This window comes from Paenibacillus allorhizosphaerae (genome assembly GCF_042659105.1).
Taxonomy (GTDB): domain Bacteria; phylum Bacillota; class Bacilli; order Paenibacillales; family NBRC-103111; genus Paenibacillus_G; species Paenibacillus_G allorhizosphaerae.
This window is the reverse complement of record NZ_JBHSRV010000007.1, coordinates 19063-42462: the sequence shown is the minus strand read 5'-3', so window position 1 is coordinate 42462 and position 23400 is coordinate 19063. Positions and strand designations below refer to the sequence as shown.

Annotated in this window: 18 protein-coding genes; 17 read left to right on the top strand and 1 reads right to left on the bottom strand. The window is 51.3% G+C overall.

All coding sequences use genetic code 11. From position 1 onward, the window contains the following. From ACFQI7_RS23375 to ACFQI7_RS23360, 4 genes are all read left to right on the top strand, one after another. Nucleotides 1-834, top strand: a complete 834-nt coding sequence (locus tag ACFQI7_RS23375) for an ABC transporter permease (RefSeq protein WP_230415145.1) — start codon at nt 1-3, stop codon at nt 832-834. 54 nt (nt 835-888) lie between these two features. Then, nucleotides 889-2226: a UbiD family decarboxylase gene (locus ACFQI7_RS23370; protein WP_218099979.1), complete on the top strand. Its 1338-nt coding sequence runs from the start codon at nt 889-891 to the stop codon at nt 2224-2226. Between the two features lie 235 nt (nt 2227-2461). After that, nucleotides 2462-3247: an alpha/beta hydrolase gene (locus ACFQI7_RS23365; protein WP_218099978.1), complete on the top strand. Its 786-nt coding sequence runs from the start codon at nt 2462-2464 to the stop codon at nt 3245-3247. A gap of 307 nt (nt 3248-3554) precedes the next feature. Beyond that, nucleotides 3555-4007: a GyrI-like domain-containing protein gene (locus tag ACFQI7_RS23360; protein WP_218099977.1), complete on the top strand. Its 453-nt coding sequence runs from the start codon at nt 3555-3557 to the stop codon at nt 4005-4007. Nucleotides 4008-4138: 131 nt separating this feature from the next. On the opposite strand, the gene ACFQI7_RS23355 is transcribed toward ACFQI7_RS23360, so the two are convergent. Then, nucleotides 4139-5425, bottom strand: coding sequence for a LysM peptidoglycan-binding domain-containing protein (locus ACFQI7_RS23355; protein WP_218099976.1), 1287 nt, complete (start codon nt 5423-5425; stop codon nt 4139-4141). Nucleotides 5426-5999: 574 nt separating this feature from the next. On the opposite strand from ACFQI7_RS23355, the gene ACFQI7_RS23350 reads away from it, so the two are divergent. The 13 genes from ACFQI7_RS23350 to ACFQI7_RS23290 all read left to right on the top strand — a co-directional run bounded on the left by ACFQI7_RS23350 (nt 6000) and on the right by ACFQI7_RS23290 (nt 23299). Further along, nucleotides 6000-7721, top strand: a complete 1722-nt coding sequence (locus ACFQI7_RS23350) for a serine/threonine-protein kinase (RefSeq protein ID WP_218099975.1) — start codon at nt 6000-6002, stop codon at nt 7719-7721. A gap of 279 nt (nt 7722-8000) precedes the next feature. After that, nucleotides 8001-8891, top strand: coding sequence for a CpaB family protein (locus tag ACFQI7_RS23345; protein ID WP_218099974.1), 891 nt, complete (start codon nt 8001-8003; stop codon nt 8889-8891). 240 nt (nt 8892-9131) lie between these two features. Then, entirely contained in the window at nt 9132-10139 is a 1008-nt protein-coding gene (locus tag ACFQI7_RS23340; protein WP_218099973.1) for an AAA family ATPase, read from the top strand. A gap of 25 nt (nt 10140-10164) precedes the next feature. Next, on the top strand, nt 10165-11577 hold the full coding sequence (locus ACFQI7_RS23335) for an ATPase, T2SS/T4P/T4SS family (protein ID WP_230415143.1): 1413 nt from the start codon (nt 10165-10167) through the stop codon (nt 11575-11577). Between the two features lie 2 nt (nt 11578-11579). Continuing rightward, nucleotides 11580-12566, top strand: coding sequence for a type II secretion system F family protein (locus tag ACFQI7_RS23330; RefSeq protein ID WP_230415118.1), 987 nt, complete (start codon nt 11580-11582; stop codon nt 12564-12566). Between the two features lie 27 nt (nt 12567-12593). Beyond that, complete coding sequence (locus ACFQI7_RS23325; protein ID WP_218099971.1) at nt 12594-13472, top strand: hypothetical protein; 879 nt, start codon at nt 12594-12596, stop codon at nt 13470-13472. A gap of 22 nt (nt 13473-13494) precedes the next feature. Beyond that, entirely contained in the window at nt 13495-13635 is a 141-nt protein-coding gene (locus tag ACFQI7_RS23320; protein ID WP_218099970.1) for a hypothetical protein, read from the top strand. A gap of 30 nt (nt 13636-13665) precedes the next feature. Then, complete coding sequence (locus ACFQI7_RS23315; protein WP_218099969.1) at nt 13666-13842, top strand: hypothetical protein; 177 nt, start codon at nt 13666-13668, stop codon at nt 13840-13842. Nucleotides 13843-13853: 11 nt separating this feature from the next. Beyond that, nucleotides 13854-14015 carry a hypothetical protein gene (locus tag ACFQI7_RS23310; protein ID WP_218099968.1) on the top strand — a complete coding sequence of 54 codons (162 nt, stop codon included), beginning with the start codon at nt 13854-13856 and terminating at the stop codon, nt 14013-14015. 11 nt (nt 14016-14026) lie between these two features. Beyond that, nucleotides 14027-14491: a hypothetical protein gene (locus ACFQI7_RS23305; RefSeq protein WP_218099967.1), complete on the top strand. Its 465-nt coding sequence runs from the start codon at nt 14027-14029 to the stop codon at nt 14489-14491. A 45-nt stretch (nt 14492-14536) separates the two neighbouring features. Beyond that, a complete protein-coding gene (locus ACFQI7_RS23300; RefSeq protein ID WP_230415116.1) occupies nt 14537-15097 on the top strand; it encodes a hypothetical protein in 561 nt (186 codons plus the stop codon). Nucleotides 15098-15196: 99 nt separating this feature from the next. Next, a complete protein-coding gene (locus ACFQI7_RS23295) occupies nt 15197-16288 on the top strand; it encodes an S-layer homology domain-containing protein (RefSeq protein WP_230415114.1) in 1092 nt (363 codons plus the stop codon). A gap of 54 nt (nt 16289-16342) precedes the next feature. Then, nucleotides 16343-23299, top strand: a complete 6957-nt coding sequence (locus tag ACFQI7_RS23290; RefSeq protein ID WP_218099964.1) for a glycoside hydrolase family 78 protein — start codon at nt 16343-16345, stop codon at nt 23297-23299. The last annotated feature ends 101 nt before the right edge of the window (nt 23300-23400 follow it).

The following is a 23400-nucleotide window of genomic DNA, read 5'->3' as shown; positions in this document are numbered from 1 at the left end:
ATGAACGATTTCCCTGAGGCGCTTGCCAGCCGTGTCGAAACGGCGTCGGCGCATAAACGGCGCACCAAAAGTAAACCGTTTAAGCTAGGCTACGTTACGGTTCTTTCCGTAATCATTGTTTTATTATGTTGGGAATTTTTCGGCCGGCAAATTTCTCCGATCTTCTCGTCGTATCCGTCGGCGATCGCCACTGCTTTCTGGGAACTGCTGCGTTCCGGCGTGCTCGTCAAAGCGTTCTTTCAAAGCATTCAACCGCTTGCGGCCGGTTTTTTCCTGGCAGCGGTCGTCGGCATCCCGGTAGGGCTATTGATCGGACGTTATCGCGTTGTGGAAGCGGCGATCAATATATATGTTTTGGCCGGCTATGCGACTCCGCTTGTCGCGTTAATGCCGCTGTTTACATTGTGGTTCGGCCTTGGATTTACGGTAAAAATGGCGATCATTTTTACGTTGACCGTCTTTCCGATCATCATCAATACGTCGGATGGCGTAAAGCAGGTGCCTAAAGCGCTGATCGAAGTAGGGATCGCTTTCGTGGCTAATCAGTCCGGTATCATGTGGAAAATTATTATACCTGCGACCATTCCGTACATTATGACCGGTTTGCGGCTAGGCGTCGGGAAAGCGATCATTGCGATGATTATCGCTGAGTTTTTCTCGGCCATCAGCGGTCTTGGCGGCGTAATTATTAACGCCGGCAACAGCTTTCAAACCGCTACGATGTTCGTGCCGGTCATTGTGCTCATGATTCTCGGGGTCGGATTGACCAAACTGGTTGGAATGCTTGAGAAAAAAATCGCGCCTTGGCAAAATGGAAACGTCGGTCGGGAATAAGACCGCAGGATGCATATCATGAACTTTCATGAGAAACGCAAAGGAGGAAGTCATATGGAGCAAAGCCTGCGGGCAGCCTTGGAGGCGTATGAGAAGCAAGGGGATCTGCTGCGGATCAGCAAGGAAGTAGACTGGAACTTCGAAGCCGCTGCGCATTTATGGAAATACAAGCACGGACCGACCGTCATTTTCGATAAGGTGAAGGGCTACGACGTTCCGATTATCGGCAATCTGCTCAACGAGCGCCGTAAATTCGGCCACGCCTTCGGTCTGGAAGAGAAGCAAATCCAGCCGTATATTTTGGAGGCGATTGAAAATGGGATTCAGCCGGAGCTCGTCGAGACGGGACCGGTGCAAGAAGTCGTGACCACCGACGTGGATTTGCTACGGGACTTGCCGATTCCAATTATCTCTGAGAAAGACGGCGGCCGTTATATTTCAGCAGGGGTGTTTATTGCCAAGCATCCGGAGACGGGACGCCGGAACGTGTCGATTTGCCGAATTCACGTGCTGGAAGGCAATAAGGTTGCCTTACATATGGCGCCGACGCACTTATTCAGCTTCTACCAGCGATGCAAGGAGCTTGGCCGGGACTTGGAAGTTGCGGTGCTGATCGGCAACCACCCCGCTATTATGGTTGCTTCGCAAATGCTCGTGCCTAACGACGAAATGGAAATCGCCGGGGGATTGTTCCATGAGCCGGTGCGCATGGTTCGATGCAAAACGATCGATCTGGAAGTTCCCGCCGAAGGCGAAATCGTACTCGAGGGCGTCATCCGTCATGACGAGCGTGTGATGGAAGGCCCGTTTGGCGAGTTTCCGGGAACGTATTCCGGTTCGTCGATGAATCCGGTGCTTCATATCAAAGCGATGACGACACGGAAAAATCCGCTGTTCCAAATGATTGTCGGAAGCAACCATCCCGAGCATTTGTGGACAGGGGCGATTGCTCGTGAAGCGACTTTGCTGCGTTCGGTGCAGGCGGTCATTCCGACGGTACAATCCGTGTCCATGCCGGAAGGCGGCGTGTGCCGGTTTCATGCCATCATTTCGATCAAAAAACGCACCGAGGGCGAAGGGAAGCTGGCCGCTCTGGCTGCCATCACAGCGCAGGACCTGCTTAAATATATAATTGTCGTCGACGACGATATTGATATTTTGAATCCTACGGATGTTGAATGGGCGATGGCGACCAGGATGCGTGCGCACGACGATGTACAGATCATCCGCGACGTCAAATCGAATCCGATCGATCCGATGGCGATTAACCGCACGGTCAGCAAGTTGATTATCGACGCTACCCTTCGAATGGACGAACGGGAAGGGCGCTACGGTACAAGGGCCGGCGTGCCGGAGGAAATCATGAAGCGTGTGCTGGGCGAAACGGAGTAAGACGTATTGATGATATTGCAGATCTCGGGTCGCGACCGGGTAGGAAAAGGATGACTCCTGTTTTTGGGGTCGTCTTTTTTTTAAGCATGCAGCGCAGCGTTGAACAGAGAGCTTATCACAATGATGTTCTGTTTTATGTTGGAATTTTATATAGATCAAGATATGATAGAATCGATCATTGTTTTCAAATTTACCATTTAAAAGAACGGTATTTTGAACCTGGGAGGATCATCGTATGGCATTTATCGATTGTCACTTTTTCTCCGAAACGCTTGGGTTATCTACATCGATGTATGTGATTTTACCGCAGAAGACAAGCGGTCAAATCGGCATGAAAGGCAATGTGACCGGCGACAAGCACCCGGTGCTGTTTCTGCTGCACGGCATGTCGGACGATCACACGATTTGGCTGCGCCGCACTTCGATTGAGCGCTATGTCGCGAATTTGGGACTTGCCGTCGTCATGCCTTCGGTACACCGCAGCTTTTATGCGGACATGGCGCACGGTCCGAAGTTCTGGACGTTTGTCAGCGAGGAGCTGCCCCGGATCGCCCGTTCCTTCTTTCCGCTGGCGGAGGAGAGGGAGCGGACGTTCGTCGCCGGATTATCGATGGGGGGCTACGGTGCACTGAAGCTTGGCCTGACGCATCCGGAGCGGTTTGGGGCGGCGGCAAGCTTGTCCGGTGCGACCGACGTGTTCGAATTCGCGACAACAAGGGCGTCGAACGCCGAAGCGAGGAACATTTTCGGCTCGACCGGACTGATTCCCGGCAGCGGCAACGATCTGTTTCATTTGGCCGAACAGCTGGCGGCTTCCGACCGCCCGAGACCGAATTTGTATCAATGCTGCGGGACGGAGGATTTCTTATACGGTGCCAATATCCGGTTTCGCGATCGCTGCCGTAGCGTAGGACTGGAGCTTACCTACGAGGAAGAACCGGGGACTCATGAATGGGGCTATTGGGATAAAAAAATTCAGCGCGTGCTCGAGTGGCTTCCGTTAAACGGCCCCAAAAGCTGATCGTCGAATACAACCGTGACCCGTGTTCCAGTAATCAATCGAGAAAAATGGCAAAAAAATCGTCCCGCACGTACCTTACGTTCGTGGCGATTTCTTTTTTTTGATAAAAAAGGATATTTGGCGCAATCCATTATATGATATATTCGATTTGGAAATAAAACCCATGTTGATTAAGGGGGGGGGGCTTATGAGCCAGAACGCTGGAAAACGAGTAGACTGTTCATCAATCAATAAGCGGAAAAATGCAGATAGTTACCGCCCCCGAGCTGTCCCAAACGTACTTAAAGCAATCAGGAGGTCCGAAGCGATGGCTGAGCAAACAAGTATTCACGATTTAATGCAAGTAACAACGGTAACCGTTGGACCGATCCGTCTTGTTGGACTCCGAGGGATTGAGCTTGAAGATCAACACAGTTTGTTTCAACAGATGAAACAGCGGAAAAGCGAAATCCAATCGAGAATGAACGATCACGAGTATTTGGTCATATTGCCGCGAGTCGTTCCGTTCGTAGCACTGGAAGTGACGGGATCGGACGCCGTACCGCATGGAATGGTCTCGCAAGACATTCCCGAAGAACGATATGCCGTATTTCGCTTTGAGGAAAAATTTATCGGCAAATTTTGGGGTTCGATCTGCAGCAACGAAAATCAGTTGAAATATAATATCGATTTGTCGAAGCCAAGATTTGAAATATTTTTGCCAGACCTTCAGCCGGAAGGGATTACCGAATGGTACATTCCGCTTAAAAACGGTGCTTGATAACGGAAAACAACGTCTAAAGCAAGAAAGAGCACTTCATGCCGTAATCCGGGAGAAGCGCTCTTTTTATGTTGCCTATCAGACAGCAAAGGAAGTCTTGGACCGTCGGAACGCTCGGAGAAGATTCCGACTTACCGTTTTACAATCTTAAAATTATCTTCGAGCAATAGCCAGTTTTGCGGGAAGCTGAGACCGAGCTTCCAGTAGCTGATGCCGCGAAGCCCGAGCTCCTTGATCAAATTGAATTTCGCTTGTATGGATCTCGCATCTTCAAACCATACCGTATGGCTTTTGCCTTCGTCATCCTCATAATTAAAGTGCGGCGCTTGGGCGGTATAATCGTACAAAATTTGCACATGTCTATTGCGTGCCAGCGCGATGGCTGCTTGCGGGCTGAGCGCTCTGGCGAACGGTCCGCCCGGAACGTAAGGGAGTGTCCAGTCGTAGCCGTACAAATTTTGCCCCATCATAATTTTGGAAGCGGGCATTTCGCTGATCGCATATTCAAGCACCTTGCGAACCGGACCGATCGGAGATACCGGCATGGGCGGACCGCCGCTGTAGCCCCATTCGTACGTCATGATGACCACAAAATCGGCGACTTCTCCATGAACCTTGTAGTCGTGCGCGGTATACCACGCCCCGGTCTGGGCTGCGCTCGTTTTGGGAGCAAGCGCCGTCGACATGAGGAAGTTTTCCTTGTGAATCGTATCGGCTGCTTTTCGCAGAAAACGGTTATAAGCGTCCCTATCTTCCGGGCGCAGATGCTCGATATCGAAGTGGATGTCGCGAAAGTCGAGCCGCTTGGCTGTTTGTATAATATTATCAAGCAAGCGGTTTTGCAGCTCTTCGCTATTCAGGATCAGTTCCCCCAGCTCGGCGCTGAATTGATCCTTCTCCAGGTTAGTGACGACCATCATCAAGGTGACGCCGTTTTGGCCGGCAATCGTACTCAAACCCGTTAGCGCCGGGGCTTGCAACGATGCGTCACGCTGAATGCGAAAGCTGAAAGGAGCAAGGTACGTCAAATGCGGAGCCGCCTCCCGCGCTGATGTTAACAGCGCCGGAGCGATGGTCGTTCCTCTCGGCTCGATATAGGCGTTCACTTCGGCGTTTCGGCGCGGACGCTGCGGAATGAGCAGGCGCTGGCCGATTTGCAGCGTGCTGCTTGCACTAATATGGTTAGCCGCAGCCAGCGCTTGGACCGTAGTGCCGAACTTTCGCGAAATGGTATACAAGCTGTCGCCCCGCTGAACCCAGTAATAATTCCCGGTGATCGGAATAACGAGTGCCTGTCCTACCACTAGCGCGTCTTCGGTAGAAATTTGGTTGGCTTCCGCAATCGTTTGCACAGGCGTTTCATACGTTTGCGATATGCTGTACAACGATTGCCCGGATTGAACAACGTGAATCTGCATGGCTCTTTCCTCCTTAAGATATTACGTTATAATGCCGACTTCCTTAAAATGCGTGCCGGAGCATTGGTGTAACATGCCGTCTGTAGCGATGAACTGCGGCGTTGGAACAGAAGTGTTGCCGAACGGGTAGGCATACTGAAATCATTATAAATAAATCGATCTTACTCCTTGCCTTCTGATAGTGTATTCCGTTACGCAGTTATGGGTGTCTGTCTAGTTTTGCGCGTTTAGAGCCGTTGGGATGAAGTAAAGCAGCCTCGTCCTTTTTCGCATTGACTCAGAACATTGTCGATTGACGCTGCAGAAGACAATAACGGCGGATCTATCTATTAACAAAAAATGAAAAAACAACGATATTATGTAAAAAAATGTTGCAACAACAGGAAAATTATGCTAATTTAATAACAAATCGATCCATTGAGCGGAAGAACCGCCTTATGACACGCGATATTAGCGTGAACATAAGGCGGTTTTTGTCGTTTCGACTCGAAACAAGAATGGACCAAAACATAAGTTGTCAACTGAGATTATGAACCGATCTAACAGTTGCAACATTGTCATGAGGAGGGGGACGATGTCGAATCGGAATGTTTCGGGGGGCGGACTGGGGAATGGCGAAGTGCTTGCGGGCCGTTATCGGATCGTATCCGTTATCGGCAGCGGCGGAATGAGCCGCGTGCTGCTTGCGGAGGATATGAAGCTGGAGGGCAAGCGTTGGGCGGTTAAAGAAATGTATGCGGGGGACGATCGTTCGGAACGGAATGGGGAAGAAGCAGCCCTGCGGAGACGGATGCTGCTTGCTGAAGCGGATACGATGAGCCGGCTTAGCCATCCGAACCTTCCCGACATCGTCGATGTGTTTCCTGTCAACGCGGAAGGCTACTTGTATCTTGTAATGGATTATATCGAAGGGGAGACGCTGCTTAAGCGGTTTGAGCGGGAAGGAAGGCGGATGGCCGCGGAACAGGTGGCAAAGGTGGCGCTGCAGCTGTGCGAGCTGCTCGATTACTTGCACACGTTACAACCGGAGCCGATCGTTCACCGCGACTTGAAGCCGTCCAATCTGATGTTGGATCCAAGCGGGCATGTGCGGTTGATCGATTTCGGAACGGCCCGCCGGTATAAGGCGGGCCGCGACGCCGACACCGTCGCGCTGGGGACGGTGGGGTTCGCCGCGCCGGAGCAGTACGACGGCCGGCAGAGCGATCCGCGCACCGATCTGTATGGGCTCGGGGCGCTGATGTATTTTCTGCTGACCGGCGGCGCGTACTATACCGCCGCCGGTCAGCAGCCGCGCGAGGCGGCTGCGCTGCCCGAAGGGCTCGCGCCGCTGGTGCTTCGGCTGCTGCGCGCAAGCCCCGGCGAGCGCTACGCCAGCGCCCGCGAGGCGGGCGAGGCGCTGCGGCGCTGGCTCGGCTCGCGGCAGCCGCCGCAGGCGGCGGCGCCGGGAGCGGCGTGGACACCGCCGCTCCTCGTGGCCGTCGGCGCCCTGTATCCGGGCGCCGGGGCCACCTTCGCCGCGCTGGCGCTCGCGCGGCTGCTGCACGATCACGGCGTGCCGCATGCCGTGATCGAGCCGCCGACAGCGGGGGCGGAACTTGCCGCCCTGCTGTTCGCTGCCAAGAACGCACCGCCGGGCTACCGGTGCTACAACGCTTCCGCTGCTGTGCCGGACAACGGCGGCCAACGCCACGACGAACGCGCGTGGATCGAAGGCCACACGCTCTGGATGCCTGCGGAAGAGGCCGCACCGCAGCAGCAAGCATCCGGCGAGACGGCGGCATACGATTCCGCCTACTGGTTCAAGCAGCTGCATGCCATACGCCGCCCGGTGCTGATCGCCGATATTGGCGCAGCTTGGGAGCATCCCGCGGTAACGGGGCTGCTGGAGGCGGCGACCGACATCGTCTACGCCGTCGATCCGCAGCTGCACAAGCTGGAGCTGGCCGCGACGCGGCACCGGCTGCAGCAGCTTGGCGAGTGGAGCCGTACGCCAGGCCGCCGGCTCCACTGCTTCGCCAACAAGCGCCCGCGTTCAGCGCAGGCGGCGGTGTGGCTGCAGCTGCTGCCGCAGCCGCCGGCTTGCACGCTGCCGGCTGTCGATGCCGTGTCCATCGCCGAAGCCGGATGGATCGGCCGGCTGCCGCACGACGTGCCGGCCGTCCGGCAGTCACTGCGCCAGGCGATGCAGCCATGGCTTAAGACTTGGCTGCGCGACAATGCCGTTTCGTTTCCGAAGAAGCAACGATCGGAACGGCCGGGTTTGGCGACGAAGCTGCGCAACATTTTTCAATAGTTATTAAATGATTGACATATAGGTCAGAAGGGAGAGGTTCGGGTTGATTCGCGCCAAATGGAGAAAAAAATGGAGAAACTGGCTAAAAGAACTCCAATTTCCGATGCGAAACAGCTGGGCATAAGACATATCGGAAGATGGAGGAAGATGTAGAAGAAGGTAAGCCCGTGACGCTTATGTAAACATGGTTAGCAATGAGGTCGGCCAAGAGTACAGGGATAGACAGGCTGTAGCGGGAAGCTTGCCGCTTTACCGTTCGATGGCGGAAAGGAGGAACGAATGCGGTACAGGACATGGATTTTCGGTCTGACCGGCTGCCTGCTGATGGCTGGCTCGGTGTACGGCTTTGTCCTGTTCATGAAGCGGGCGGAATGGAAAATGAACGTGATGGAAACCGTCATGCCCGCGCGCATGCTGCAGAGCGGAGAAGTTATCGAAGCATCGATGTTGAGGAAAGCCGTTATCGCGACGGCAGCGCATCATCCGGAAGCAATTACGGATCCGAAGGCGGTTTTGGGAAAAACGGTCGTCGCGCCGATTGCGGATAACGAAGAAATTGCAGAGTGGAAATTATCCGACGGGCCATCGGTTCCACTCGAGGGCGAGCGGTATTTCAGCTTCAAAACCGATGCCGTAGCCAATGTCAACAATATGGTTCGGCGAGGGGACCGTGTGGACGTATGGGTCGAATTCGCAGCGCCAAAACCGATTCAAACGAAAGATGGCACGCTGTGGAGCGTGGGCGCGGTGAAAATCATCGAAGGGCTGACCGTTAGCGCGGTTAAAATAGCGGAAGGCGCGGAAGTTTCCGATACGGCAACGCTGGAAACGATCGTTCAATCGAATCGGACGCAGCTGCAAAACGCCAGGTCCAAACCGATCGGCAAGCCGGAACTCAATACCTATATCATGAACGACGAAATCTACGACGCTTACGTCCTTGGAAGCATCGGCGGAACGATTAAGCTCGCCCTCCCCGATCTTACGGCAGTGAACAAAACGAAGGCAAAGGTTACGGGCTTGTTTCGCGAGCTAAAAGCAGCGGACGCTTTTACCAAAGCGCCGAATGCCGTGTCTTTGCGGGGCGAGCTCAAACGAAGCGAGGTGAGCGGTCAGGAACTTCCCGGATGGTCCGCTGCTCCGGAAGCAAAAGTGACGGAGGTCAAATGAAACGATGAATATGTTATTCGCGATGAGAGATTTGGATGCCGCCGCTATGGAGGCTTTGCAGCCGCTGCGTCTAGTCGGGAACCACATGGCTTCGGTAAAGACGCAGGAACAATTTTTTCAAGCGATCGATAACCATTTCGATATGATTGCGGTGCATACCGGGATGTTTCATGATATTTACCCTTGGGATTGGCTTCATGCGCTGCACAGAAACAGCCCTCCGCCCGGATCATTTTGGCATTGGATGATGCCGTGTACGATTCGTTTTTGCTGGAATTTATTGTACGTCAGGCCGCTTATTACGGCTTCGCCGTTATCGATGCCGGACAAACTTCGGAAGAAGTGTTTGCGCAATGGCTTGCGTTTGCAGCGGATGCGCAAGGAGAAAACTTCCGTGATGCAGTGGAGATCGAGCGGGGCGGGGGTCAAGTCATTGCCGTATGGGCGGCTGCGAGCAAGGATGGGGCTACGACGGTAGCGATCAATACGGCGATTGCACTGGCTGCAGGCAGCAAGCTGAAGGTGGGACTGATCGACGCCAATTTGCGCAACCCGGAAATTCGTTCCAGTCTCAATCTTGCCGGTGCCGGCCCGAATCATTTTCGGCTCCGTTCGAAACTGCAGACGCATTCGCTCCATCCGGAAGAGCTGGCCGCCGCCTGCACGACTTACCGGAATATGCCCCGGCTTCACATTATGTCCGGTTCACCGAGGCGTGATACGGCTCCCGATATGACGCCGGAGATGATTACGCATTTGCTGGACGTATCCCGGCAAGCTTTTGACATTACGATTATCGATTTGAATGCTTACCCGGATAACGCGGCAACCATATGCACCGTTCGGGGGGCGGATCAGCGGTGGCTCGTCTGTCAAAACAACTATGCCTCCTACAAAACAAGCTGGGGCGAATGGTACGAATGCTACTGGAAATATTGCGGTTTGTCCCCTTCGGATATTTCCTTGATCCTGAATCGGACGATTGCCGGAGAGAAGCCGGAGCGGATTGCCGAACAACTCCGCATGCCGCTTCTGGCGGCGATTCCCAATGTAGAAGGAGGACTCGGATTTCGTTCCGTCCACGAAGGCGTGCCGCTATATTTTCAAGATCAGGCGACCGCTTTCGTGGAGGCAATCGGGCAGCTTGCGGTAGGTGTTGCGGGCGATCGTACGATGGAGGCCGGCGAAATGGCAGGGCTGCAGCGGAAAAGCGGCTGGTTATCACGTTTGACCGGTTTGTTTGCATAGGAGGGGAGAATTTCAAGTGAAGGGGATGCCGCCTAGCGAGACGAACACACCGCGCATGCGTCCCAGAGTCCGGTTCGACGCAGGGCAGTATTTGAAAGACTTGTTGCAAGCGCAGCAGCGGTTCGAGCGGGAACAGACGGTTGTCGCGGTCAGAACGAAGCGTATGCCGTTATCCGAAGCGGTCAAAATCATTTATGAACATCTGACGGAGCGTTCCAAGAAAGACCAGCATTTATACAGAGACATTTTACAGGCGGGCCTCGGAGAACCTCTGGCGCAAGTGCGCATGAAGGCGGTCATTGATACGCTGCTGCTCGAATACCGAATCGACATTGACCCGGTAACGCTCGTGCAGCCGCTCCGCCCAACGGAATGCGTTTTTGCAGATACGTGCGGGGCCGGTTTAATCGAAGATTTGTACCGGCTCCCGGATGTGGAAGAAGTGCAAGTGATCGGCTGCGATATCTTTTTGCTGAGGGGCGGAGAAATGACAATGCACCCTCGCAAATTCGCTTCGCTGAGCGATGTGCTTCTGCTCCAGGACAGACTGTCCTTATGCGGGAAAAAGCCGATCAACGAACGGCAGCCGTTCATCCAGTCGTATTTGTGGAACCGCTCCCGTCTGGTGATGACCCGGCCTCCATATTCGGATCTTCCGAGCATTCATATCCGCAATTTTATCGTTCGCGATGTCACTCTTGATTTGCTTGCGAGCATGCGGACGATAAACGAGCCGATGGCACGGCTGCTCCGGCTTTTTGTAACGTACCATGCCAGCTTTCTGATCGGCGGCGGGACAGCGACCGGCAAGACGACCTTCCTGTTTGCGCTTGCGCAGGAGATCCCCGAGAACGAGCGGATTCGTACACTGGAGAAGGAATTTGAGGTGGCGCTTCGGGAACGGCTCCGAGGCAGCCGGAACATTTTGGCGGTGCGGGAAGTAGAGGAGCTTGGACTCACGATTGAGGAATCGTTTAAACCGCTGCTAGTCATGAGTCCTCATTGGGTAATCGTCGGCGAAGCGAAGGGCGCGGAAGTTTCACAGATGGTGCAGGGTGCGCTGCGTGGGCACGACATGATGGGGACGATGCATACGAAATATCGCGATTCGTTTATTAGCGACGTAGTCGATATGATCAAGCAGGACGGGCGTCAGCACGATTCGTCCGACACGATGCGCCGCGTAGCTAGGGCTTTTAATTTGCTTGTATTTTTGCGTCTGGTCAAGATCGGAGGACGGGCATACCGCGTCGTGACGGAAATTACGGAATTGTTTGTCGATGGGCAGCAAGAAGTGCGGATCAGCCCTCTCGTGGAATGGGATTTTGGAGCGCAGCGCTGGCAGTTTACCGGTCATAAGCTTAGCAGGCCCCTCAAAGATCATTTAACGGCAAACGGTGCAAGCCCCGAGCCGTTTCGCGCATTGGGGGTATGGTAGCGGTGGGAATATATTCTATCGCCATCGTCCAGTGGAGCATCAAAGGTCTGCTGCTCGCGCTTTGGACTGTCGGGTCATTGATGGTTGTTCTGCTGCTGATTCGAAAGACGAATCACTGGCTTACCAAACGGATCAGGCTGCGGCTGCTGAATCATTATGCGGGCGGCCGGCGTAAGCCGATACTTTCCCGAATTCAGGCATTGCGTCATTTTGCCGATGAACTGGAAGTTGCCGAAATTCGGTTTGGCGTGGAGCTGATTTTGGCATGCATGCTCGTTTTGGCGCTCGTCGGTTTTTTCGGCGCAGATGCCGCCGTACAAATGTTGCAGCAGCGTTTTGCCACCGGGGCCGATCGGGACGCTGTTACGCACGTATGGGCATTAAACGGCGCAATCGCGCTATTGCTCGGGGCGATGCCTTACTTTTACGTTCGCTTTCGCGTACAACGCAAGCGGCATCGAATCGCCTACCGGATGATTATGCTGGTGCAAAATGTGATCGGCCATTACCGTCCGAATCTGACACTCGCCGACATGATCGTTAAGTCTTCTCCGACCATGCCGGATGAAGTGCGCAGCGAGTGGAGAAGACTGGAACTTGCACTGCACATGCAATCCGTGGATGAAGCGTTATACGATTTTGCCCGCCGTATCCAAAATGAATGGGCTGACGATTTGGCCGACCTTTTGCTTATCGGTGCGCATTACGGCACGGATTTGACGGAATCGCTTCATCACCTCGTCGGCAAAATGCAAACGGCCAAAAGACAGGAGGAAAACCGGCTCGCCATGATTACGGTATACCGGATCGGTACTTGCTTTATGGTTGCTTTCTCTTTCTTTGTCGTCGGTTTCAACATTTACGCGGACGGGGCCAATTATCACCATTATTTCGTCGATCCTTCAGGCAAAATGCTGCTATTGCTCTCCTTTATGATTATGTTTATTTCAATGCTGCTTGTGATCCGATCGGGACAGCGCGCGTTTTAGGGTGAACCGGAAGGGACGGAATAAAGGATGTGGTGGTTGTATAAGGTTTTATTTGTTTGCGTATTTGCCGCCGGGAGTGCCATATTGTGGCTATCCCTCGCCGGAACGTTTCGCTATGGACGGACAAGCCGGCTTGCTATGCTGCTCGAGCAGGCCCGAAGCGCGGAACGGATTTCTTGGCTGCACAACAAACGGAACGAGGCGAAGAGCGGTACGAAGGAGCGGGCATTCCGCGAAAAGGCAAGGCTAGCCGGACTTCCTACGGAAATGGCTTATGCTCATTTTCAGCTTTTGCGGCTCGGGGTGGCGTTATGCTTGCTGCTTCTCAGTTTATGGACGACACCGGTAAGCGGAATGGATTTGATGTGGTTCATCCGCTCCATAACGGCGGTTGCATTTGGATGGTACATTCCTACGATCTATGTCTGGACTGCGGCGGCTCGCCGGAGAACCGGCTATATGATGGAAATTGCCAAGCTATCTCACCGGCTTTCTGTTTGTGTAAGCGATAAAGCAGACATACGGGAAATGTTGATTCGCGCCAGTCGGACGTTGAAGCTGCTCAAACCGCATTTGCAGGAATTGACCGTCATGTGGGGAAAAGACCAGCGCGCTGCCATTTGGAGATTCAAAGAAGCGGTCGGCATATCGGAAGTGTTTCCGCTGGTCAACGCGCTTGAGGCCATCAGCCAAGCTGATTCTAAGGCGGTCGTCACCGTATTGAAACAGCAAACCGCCGGCATAGAAGCGACGCTGTCGACCGAAATTAACCGCAAAATCGAAAATGCGCCGATCTGGATCAGTTTTTACATTATGATCCCGTTCAGCATCATTGTCATTTTGTTTTTGTACCCGTGGGTCGTGACGATTTCAAGCCAACTGCTATCCAGCTTTCAAGGCTCTTGATTTTTGGAAAGGGGGGCAATCGATGTCCAAAATCGTGATTACCGTGCTCATTACGGTACTCATCGGGGGAGCGACGCTGTTTGCGATTGGCAGGCAGATCGTGCCCGCGACCGCTACGGCAGGGATACAGACGCGAACGCAAATCAACCAGGCGTTTCAATAAAACCTATGCAGAGAGAGGAAGTCGATTCGAATGGGAAAATTAGTCGTCGCTTGTTTGCTTACCGTATTTCTCGGAGGCGTCGTCATTTATTTATCCGCTAACAAAATCGCGCCCGCGATCAGTACGAAGGGCACCAGCCTGAATACGAGCATAACGACCGCAACCGTCAATCAGACCGACGGCACGATTTCAACGTCGGCGCCATAACGGAATGCGACATGAGTAAACTGATTACGCTCTGTTTGACCGTTGTTCTTATTTTTGGCGTATGCACTTATATTTTTAACCCAAGCGGAGGGAACGGTTTAAAAAAGCAGGTTCGCGACGGACATACGACGCTGACGGGGACGGTACGCGGGTTCGATTATGTGACGAATTGAAGGTGAAGTGGATGAATAGCGCCATTGCATTTTTGCGGGAAGAGCGGGGAATTGCCAACGTTCTTGTCACCTTGTACGTTATGCCGGTTATGCTGTTTCTTTCCTTGGCGATCGTCCCGTTCTTCGTGTACTCCATGAAGGCGGATCATCTGAATACGCTGGCGAACCATGCACTGAAAGAAGCGGAAGCCATAGGCTACGTAAGCCCGTCGGTGATGGCGGCAACCAATTCACGGCTAGCTCAACTCGGCATGGGGGGCGTAGTAGTCGGCGGTACAACTTATCCGTCCTACAGCGGGAGTACCGGCGTAAAAGTGTTCCGAAATTCCGCGGACCCGACGATCAAGCTCGTGCTGAAGTACCCGGCTCCCAATTTGACACGCATTTTGAATGCGATAGGAGGGAGCGGTACGGCATCAACGAATGAAGGGTTTTACTATTTGGTTCTGTATGGGAAAAGTGAAGCTTACGAGTAGCGGCATTGGCATTGTATTGCACTGTATTGCCAGAAGGGACGGTTGGTGTCTGTGAGGAGGTGGGCTTGTTTTCTGCGCAATGAGCGGGGCGGCGTGCATGTCCTTCTCTTCGGTCTGATGGGCATGATCTTCTCGGTCTTCGTATGGGCTACAGCGTTCAATTGGATGCTCCAGACGAATAGCACCAACAAAACAAAATCGCTATTGGATCACGCTACCCATGCCGCAGCGCTACATATCGTCCCGACGGAGGCAGCACTTGGGCGAATCGGGTGGGACAGCGCCAAGGGAACAGCGGATTTTTACCGCTATTTGCAATTGAACCTGAAGCTGGACGGCACGCTTGATCCTTTGCCTGGGAGCCACTTGAAACATCGGCTCATTGTTCAGCACTTGGAGCATGTGACAAGCCCATCGTACCCGTACGTGCTGTCTCGCTCACTCACGTTGTACAACGGCACCTCCGACGCAACCGTACGTCAGGTGCAGGTCACGATTTACGGACCGTCCATCGTTGCCATCATCGAAGTGCGGCAGCCATTAATCGGCTATGGGCGCAACGAACCGATCGTATTAAGCAGCGTGGCCAGCATACGATTCCAATAAAATGGTTGACTAGGAAAAATAACCCATGACATAATTGGTTGTCTAGTACTAAAGATGCTGATTATCGATATTTTTCCTATGAATGGAGAGATGTGTTTTATGTTTAAGAAAACATCTATTGCAGCGGCAGTGGTTTTGTGTGTGATCGCGACGGCAGGAAATAGCTTTGATTCTCAAGAGGCTATGGCGAGCGACTCCCCGATTCGTTTTAGCGATACCCAGGGTCATTGGGCTGAAGGGGCAATTCAAAGTGCGGTATCGAGCGGGGTGGTCGATGGTTATCCGGATGGCACTTTTAAGCCGGACGCAGACATTTCTCGGGCTGAGTTTATTAAGCTCGTCGCGATGGCAACGGGGACAAAAGCAAGTGCTGTGGAAGGTGGAAACTGGTATCAGAGTTATGTTGATGATTTGAAAAAACGTAACTTGTTACGAGACGACGAGTTCACTGACTTCAATGTTCCGATGAATCGGCTGGAAATGGCAAAAGTTGCGTTACGTGAAGTTCGGGATGATGTGAGGGATCCGAATGCGATTATGTCGGATGAGGCATACATTTTTACTTCTGTGAAGAGCGGACTGATCCAAGGGCTTGCAAAAGGCGAATTAGGGATAAACGAGAAAACAACACGTGCACAGTCGATGACGGTCATTGAACGAATGAAAGCATTGAAGAAGGGTGAGAAGCTGGAAGTTGATAAACAGGCATTGAATACCGCGGAACTATCCTTAACCGGAACAAATATGAAATCAGTGATGGGTGCAGAACTTGCTATTCAATTTCCTTATGACGCATCATGGGAAGAAGGCATCAAATTTACATTACATCGTTTGATTATTATCGACTGTGACAATCCAAATGACCCGAATTTAGGATTGCTTCAGGGACTAAGGCGGCAAGATGGGAAACCGTTTAGTAACTGCTATGTGTTTGCTTACGACACTTCACTTGAAGTATTGACCAAAGGGGAAGGTGCCGGTCGCGTATACGATTACTTTCATATGAATACGTGGATCAATGCAACTGGTGAAAGTGTTCTCCATGCGTTTTATAGGACGAAAGTCGGCAAGACAAACGGCTATCTGTTTTTTGTAACTCCTGATAAGGAATCTACTGATAACAATATTTCTCAAAATAAAGCAAGGTTTCGAATGATTTCCGGATCAAAATCTATAGTTATCAACAAATAGATTTAAGCTTGAAGGAGGAGAGCAGTTTGTAGTCGCGCTCGTTGGAGGTCTTCAATGAAACGATTTTTCTTGGTTCGGTTGATGCTAATGCTTGTGATTTTGGAGATGATGCTCCCTTTCATTCCGCCAAAAACATACGCAGCTTCATCGAGTACCTTTTATATTGACTTTTCTAAAGACGGAGAAGTTTCAACTTCGGACATTGCAGATGATTTTTACTCGAGTTCTAGTTCATGGAGTAAAAGCATTGACTTTAGCTCTCATGTTGCGGGTGTTATTACCGGTGCTGTACTCGATCTGAAATCTGGAAGCGGTAATGTCACTTTCATCGACACCAAAATCAGCGTGAATATAGCAGGGCAAAAGAAAAAGGTCTATGGTCAAAACAAGACAAACCCAGGACACCAAATTTACAGACTGCCGGATGGGAAACGATGGGAGCATAAAGGGTCGGAAACTGCTATATATCAGTTTGTAGACCCATTGGCTGTTGAAGGAGGGGTTTCGGTTTATCCTGGGAAAATCCCAAATTCCGGGTATATCCGTTCCGTTGGGAACGCTAATGCTGAGAATACAACGATACCTTACGATAAAGGCTCGCCTTATTTTGGCAATGACTTGCGCTATATTCCTAATCCTACGGCACCATTGCCTTCAAAATCTTTGGGAGATATGGCGCCAAATTGGAATATGATTGGTGCGGCTGTAACGCGTTCTTATGATGTCCGTCCACCAACTGAATTTTATGCTACTGAATCTGAAGCGACAAATCAGAATGGAATAGAGGTTGATTACGTAATTTCTTCTGAAAAGCTAGTGCATGCTTCAGACATCGCGACTGGTAAAATAGAAGCATTCGCATGGGGAAATGTTGGAGGTAAAAACCAAGTTGCAGTGCGTCGTATGTTATGTGAAGATGACAGTTTAGGCAATTGTAGTAGTGATGTTTCTGCTAGTGAATACATCGATGAAACAGAATACGATGACCCGAGAAAGGATCACAGTCAGCTCCGTAACTACGTAATGGAAGTTTACACCGACTGGGAAGCCGATTCTTATACCTATCGTGGCTCGGTCACCGTAACATATGAACTACCTTCGACTCCCGACCTGGCGGTTCTCTACATCAAAGCCAACAAAGCTTGCATCGAAGTTGGGGACACGGTCATAATTAGCTACGCTTTCAAAAATATCGGAGTAGACACACCCACTCCTTTCGACGTTCAGCTGAAAATCGATGGAGTCATTGTCAAATCCGATCCGGCCACAAGCGCCAATACGGGCATTTTACTAGGAGGCACATATTCCTATACCTTCAGCACAAGCGCGCCGAAAGATTTTACGCTCGTAGTTGATCCCGAAATGAGCATCAACGACAGCAATCGTTCTAACAATACCATCAGCGAAACCTTCTCTCCTCAATCATCCTGCGGTGGTGGAGGCGATCCCGATCCCGGGGGCGGCGGCACCATGACCGGCACCCTTACGATTCAAAAAGACTATATTCCATGGAAGGACGATAATCTGTTTCTTGCAACCGTAGACGAAAAAGGATGCACACTGGAGAAATTCAAATGGAATATGAAGGGCAACGGTGGATCGGTCACGGTACCTTCTACGGGCTGGTATCCCAACAACAACCACGAGAGTCAAGCAGGATACATTTGGAAATTCGATACAGCTCTAAGAATGTATCCGGGCAATATCCAAGACGGCACCGTTACCGTTTCGTTTATCGCGCTCGACAGCTGCGGAAATGAAAGCACCATCGGCCCCAAAAGCTTCGTGATTGGGCCACCGCCGCCAAATACGCCGCCTGAACTGCGGATTACGTTCATCGATCCGACAGACGGCAGCGAAACGGGCCAAGTGATCGCCGGTGATCGGGTGGACATGAAGATAACGCGGCTGTTCGATGCGGACGGCGATCCGCTCACGCTGCAATGGCTCTTTACGGGCGATACCCCTACGGATTGGATTAAAAGGCTTCCGGCCAAGCACGGATGGACGTCACCGTTCAACAAAATGAGTTATACCGGAATGACCGCGGATGTCGTCGGTTTGCAGCTCGTTTGTGCAGTAGCTTCCGATGGGGTCAAGTCTACGCAATCTTGTGCGAACTTGAACGTCATACCACCGAACCCGATCCCGAAAATTAACGGTCCGCAAGTCATCAAAGTGAACAGGCCGGTGAATCCGCCGTGGGATTCGAGTCAGAGTTATTCCCCGGTCAAGGGAAGAACGATCAATCATTCCCGCGACGAATGGACGAACGCTCTCACGAAATATACGATGGTGGGCGAGCATACCATAAGTCTGAATGTATTCGATAATACGGGTTTGAAATCGTTAAATCCGGACACATGGAAGTTGACGGTTATACCCGATCAGCCGCCTGTTATTGACTTTTTGTACAGCGGCACGATCTCTAGGGTTGCACCGAATTATTTCAAAAATAATTCGCGGAGTCCGGACGGAGACACCATCGTTAAATACGAAACGTGGTATGGCTATGATGCCAATAACAACGGCTCTTGTAACCCATACGAAAACTTGATCTCGACGGACAATAACAACTTTGCATTTCACCCGAGCAAAATCGGGAAGTACTGTTTCCGTTTATATGCCGAAGAAGACTACGGGCTCAGCAGCTGGAAGGATTATATCGTTGAAGTGACGAACGACAATCCGGAAGTGAGCTTTATGGTCAGCGGCCAAACGAACGAACCGGTTCCGGTCACGACCGTTCCGCTTCCAACTTCCTCGTTGCTAGGCAATTCGTGGGTCAACACTAGCCTAGATAAGTACGTCATGAATAAACAGATGTGGATACTCACGCCTGATGGAACGTTATCTACTACTCCGAGGTTGAAAAGTACGTCTATTGGGATGAGACTACCAATGTATACCGGGGAAACAACGATATATAATCAGACTTCCAACGATCCAAACCTAACATATCCTCACAGTCAGTCGTCTATATCCTACGTTGGCAGTTTGGGATTTATTCAAGGGGCTAGTCCGGGAGTGAACGCGTTTAACAGTAAAAATCCTGTGTATTACCTCGGGGACAATATGTTCATATACCAGCTATTTGGCTGGGGATCAAACTTTAAAATAGAGTTTTACTTAGCAGCACCGCATCTACCGAACCCGATATTAATTTATCAAGGGCAGTATGACGGATACGGTACCGTAATCGTTCGAGAAGACTTAGATGAAATTATTCTCCAAAATAAGACGGAATCATTTAATTCGTATGTAGGGCTTGAGTACAAGCGGTATAAAATATCTAACCTCAAAGCAGGAAACACGGTTGCGGACTACAGCTTTAAGCAAACTTTTACTATCAATAATCGCGAGTATCCGGACTGGGGAGCGTACGTCAAATTCAGTGATAGTAGAACTGGAGATTTCTTAGATCAACTTATTAAAACCACGTCAGGATATGTGCGAATTAACTTATCTACGAGAGTTGTTGAGTACTACACTTTAGATAACATTATTACGCCGTACAAAACTGAAACGTACACAGATATTCCCGCTATGTATAATAGTGGAACGTGGAATTCAGGTGTATTTTACCCGACATATGAATACTTTAGGGAGGGTTTCCGTACACCGGGAGGAAACATATTCGATAAGCACGGCGAGAGCGCATTGATTTATTACTGGGATGACAAGGATCGAAAATTAAAAGCATTTGACCCAAATAAACAGCTAAGCGGACCGGGTACTAAATGGCATAGCGGAACATTACCTCATGCTATCAGTCCTGACGAGAACTACATTATGTATTACGAATCATCGTCGTATAGCCCTGATCTTTATATAGGGAATTTAACAACTGGCGAAATCGGTGTTAAATCCTGTGGAGAAGTAGGAGGGTACCCTGACTACGATAACTTGGATGATGAAGGAAATCCGGGCTGGGTTTCTGGAGATTGGGTATGTAGTTTCGGGCCAGCTTATATTCCGCCAGATCAGTTGCAGGCTTTGGAGAATTACGTCCCAGCTAATGCAAATGGATATATAAGAGAACCGATAGACGGATACACGCCAATCTACAAGTACGATGGTAGTATTTGGCCTTACAGCGGACATTGGTGGCTTGGAAATGCAAAAACAGAGCAACATCTCTGGAATATAGGCCAATCATGTCCTGACCAAATTCCCAAAATATATGCTCCGGGTGTTATGGTAATGTGTGGAAAATTATATAATTTCCCTCATGCGGACACGCATTTACCTGAAAGTAAAGAGTACTTTACTTACGGGCAGCTGATCAATTCGTCGCAGCAGCCGCTTGTTAACGGAACGCTGAAATGGTCGATGCGGATCAATCATCTCAAGTACGATTATGTTCCTGCCGGCATGTCCTTCCGGATTCAAGATAACCGGAACATGTATCGGATTGAGTCCATGAAAGACCGGCTTCGACTTATCAAAATCGTAAACGGAGAAAAGACCCTTCTCGCAGAAAGCTTGCGGTATTTGCCGAGCGGCGCATGGGCCGCGTATTCCGTCAAGCTAACCGGTAACGAAATCAAAGTGTACCAAAACGGCACGCCTTTGTTTACGGTGTATGACAATACGTTTGCTACCGGCACGTACGGGCCGTATTCCGTTCACGAAACGACGGAATTTAAAGAAATGGCCGTCGTGCTGACAAGCCCGCAACTCGTTACGAAAACGTACGGCGCGGCGGTAGTCGATACGACAGTGAACTATGAAACAACTTACGAAGACCCGGAAAACGATCCAAGGTTTGATAACGGCACCCAATGGCGATATACCCACGTTGATCCGTTCATGTTCCTTGATGTAGGCGACGGAAAGAGCGGTTGGTCCAGCAAGAACGGGGCGCTCGTCACGACGCCGATCATGAGCTTTGATAAAGTGGGCAAATACAACGTCGAATATCGGGCACCGGACGATCCGCATCCGAATCATCGGTTATCAAATGGTGATACGTCATTCCAAGGCTACTCGGGGTACTCCAATTGGTATTTACAGCCGCTTATTGTCCATCGGGCACCGATTGTAAACTTTACAGTCACGCCAACGGCCAGCAACACCCTTCAATGGACGGACATCAGTTATGACCCGGATCATTGTTACAACGCAAGCAGCTGTCAAAATGGCTACCAAACGGATCGCGGAATTAAGTTTGAAAAGTACTACTACATCACGCCAAGCGGTTATACCGTGAACGGCAAGCTGGTGCATCCGGCCGAGCCGGGAACGTATACGGTGGCGAAAGCGGTAGGAGACGAATATTACGCATGGAGCGATTGGATGGAGCAAACCGTCACGATCAACTGCTCCCCTTGTGTAGCGAACACCCCGCCGACCGTATCGCTGACGTTTCCGAATGGGGGATATACCAATCCGAGTCCCGTCACTTTGCGTCCGACCATTACATGGAATCAAGGCGATGTCGATCCCGGAACGATCTTTACTGTCTTTGATATTGAGATCAAGGACATCTGGGGAAATTGCTATGAGTGCATCTATAATCGTTCGATGAACACGACCAATACGTCATGGGCGTGGACGATGGATACGGCGCTGCAAATGGGCGGCCAGTACCAGGTTCGGGTAAGGGTATCCGATGGGGAAGCATTTTCGGAGTGGTCAAACGTGGGATGGATGATTACGAACCGGGCACCGGTTACGTTTATGAGCTTCCCATACGGCACACAAGCAAACCCTACTTACATTACGACAACACGGCCACAATTCCAATGGTCACAGACCGATCCTGATCCGGGGACGACATTCACCTACTTCCAGCTTCAAGTAGCCAATGCAGCCAATGGGGTCATACTGGATACGGGTAACGTGTGGCAAGGGACGACATCGACATCCGGCAGCTATACGCCGGGAGTAGACATGCCGACGAACGAACCGCTGCGCGTCCGCGTACAAGCAACAGACGGTTTCGCTTGGTCCGGATTTTCACCGGATGCGTGGATGGTAATCAATCGCCCGCCGGCGGTCACATTGACGTTTCCATATGGTACGCAGACTTCTCCAAACATCATAGCTTCTTCTATGCCTACCATCACATGGAACCAATCGGATCCGGATCCGGGAACGATGTTTACCTATTTTCAAGTGCAAATCGCTAATGAGACCAATCATATTGTGCTAGATTCCGGGAAACTATGGCAAGGGATCACAGCGGGCAGCGGCAGCTGGAATGTGACGAGCGGACTTCCGGCCGGGCAAAAACTGAGAGTGAGAGTGATGGTATGGGATGCTTACGGAGCGCAGTCGGAATGGTCAGCCGAAGGCTGGCTGTACATCAACCGAGCACCGATCGGTAATTTGACTTATACCGTACCGATATATGAGAATGATACGCCTACATTTACACTGACTGCTACGGATCCGGACGGGGATGTGCTAGCTATCTCGATCGAGAGCAGTTTAAACGGGAGCGGTTATACCGTGATCAAACAGTGGACCGATGTACCATCAGGTCAGACGACAATGTTCACTTACGGGCCGCTTGCAAAAGGAACCTATACGCTGCGAATGACGCTGGATGACGGCAGAGGAGGAACATTCGAACAGACATACTCATATACAGTATTACCGCTTGGCATTACCGGGTGGGTAAATCACACTGCGGAATGGGAAAGCTACCGGCAGCAATGGAACTCGGATCATCCGGGGCAGCAGCGGGCTGCATCCGATTTTTGGGCCGGCGAAGCGTTCGTGCTTGCTGCGTCGGTGACGGATACCGGTACAAGTGCGACAAAGCCGGTTTCGGTTACTTCGACGCTTCTCACGTCGTCCGAAACCGTTACGCTCAGCTCAAACGGGCATATCGATTTCACAGGCAGGCTCCTCAACGTGGATCACGACCGCCTTCTGAAGGACGGAGCGCATACATTCCGCTTTGTTGTCCATTGGAGCAACGGATTGGTCCAAAATGTTGATGTTCCGATTATGATCAAAGGTTCGATTTGGGACGTCATTGTACCACAAATTCGCCACTAGCAAATTCGCTGAGGGGAACCTCCCGATGAAACGGCGGATGCCTTCGCCAAAGCCTGCATCTCTATTTGAATCAACACGGGAGTGCGGCCCAGAGGGTATCC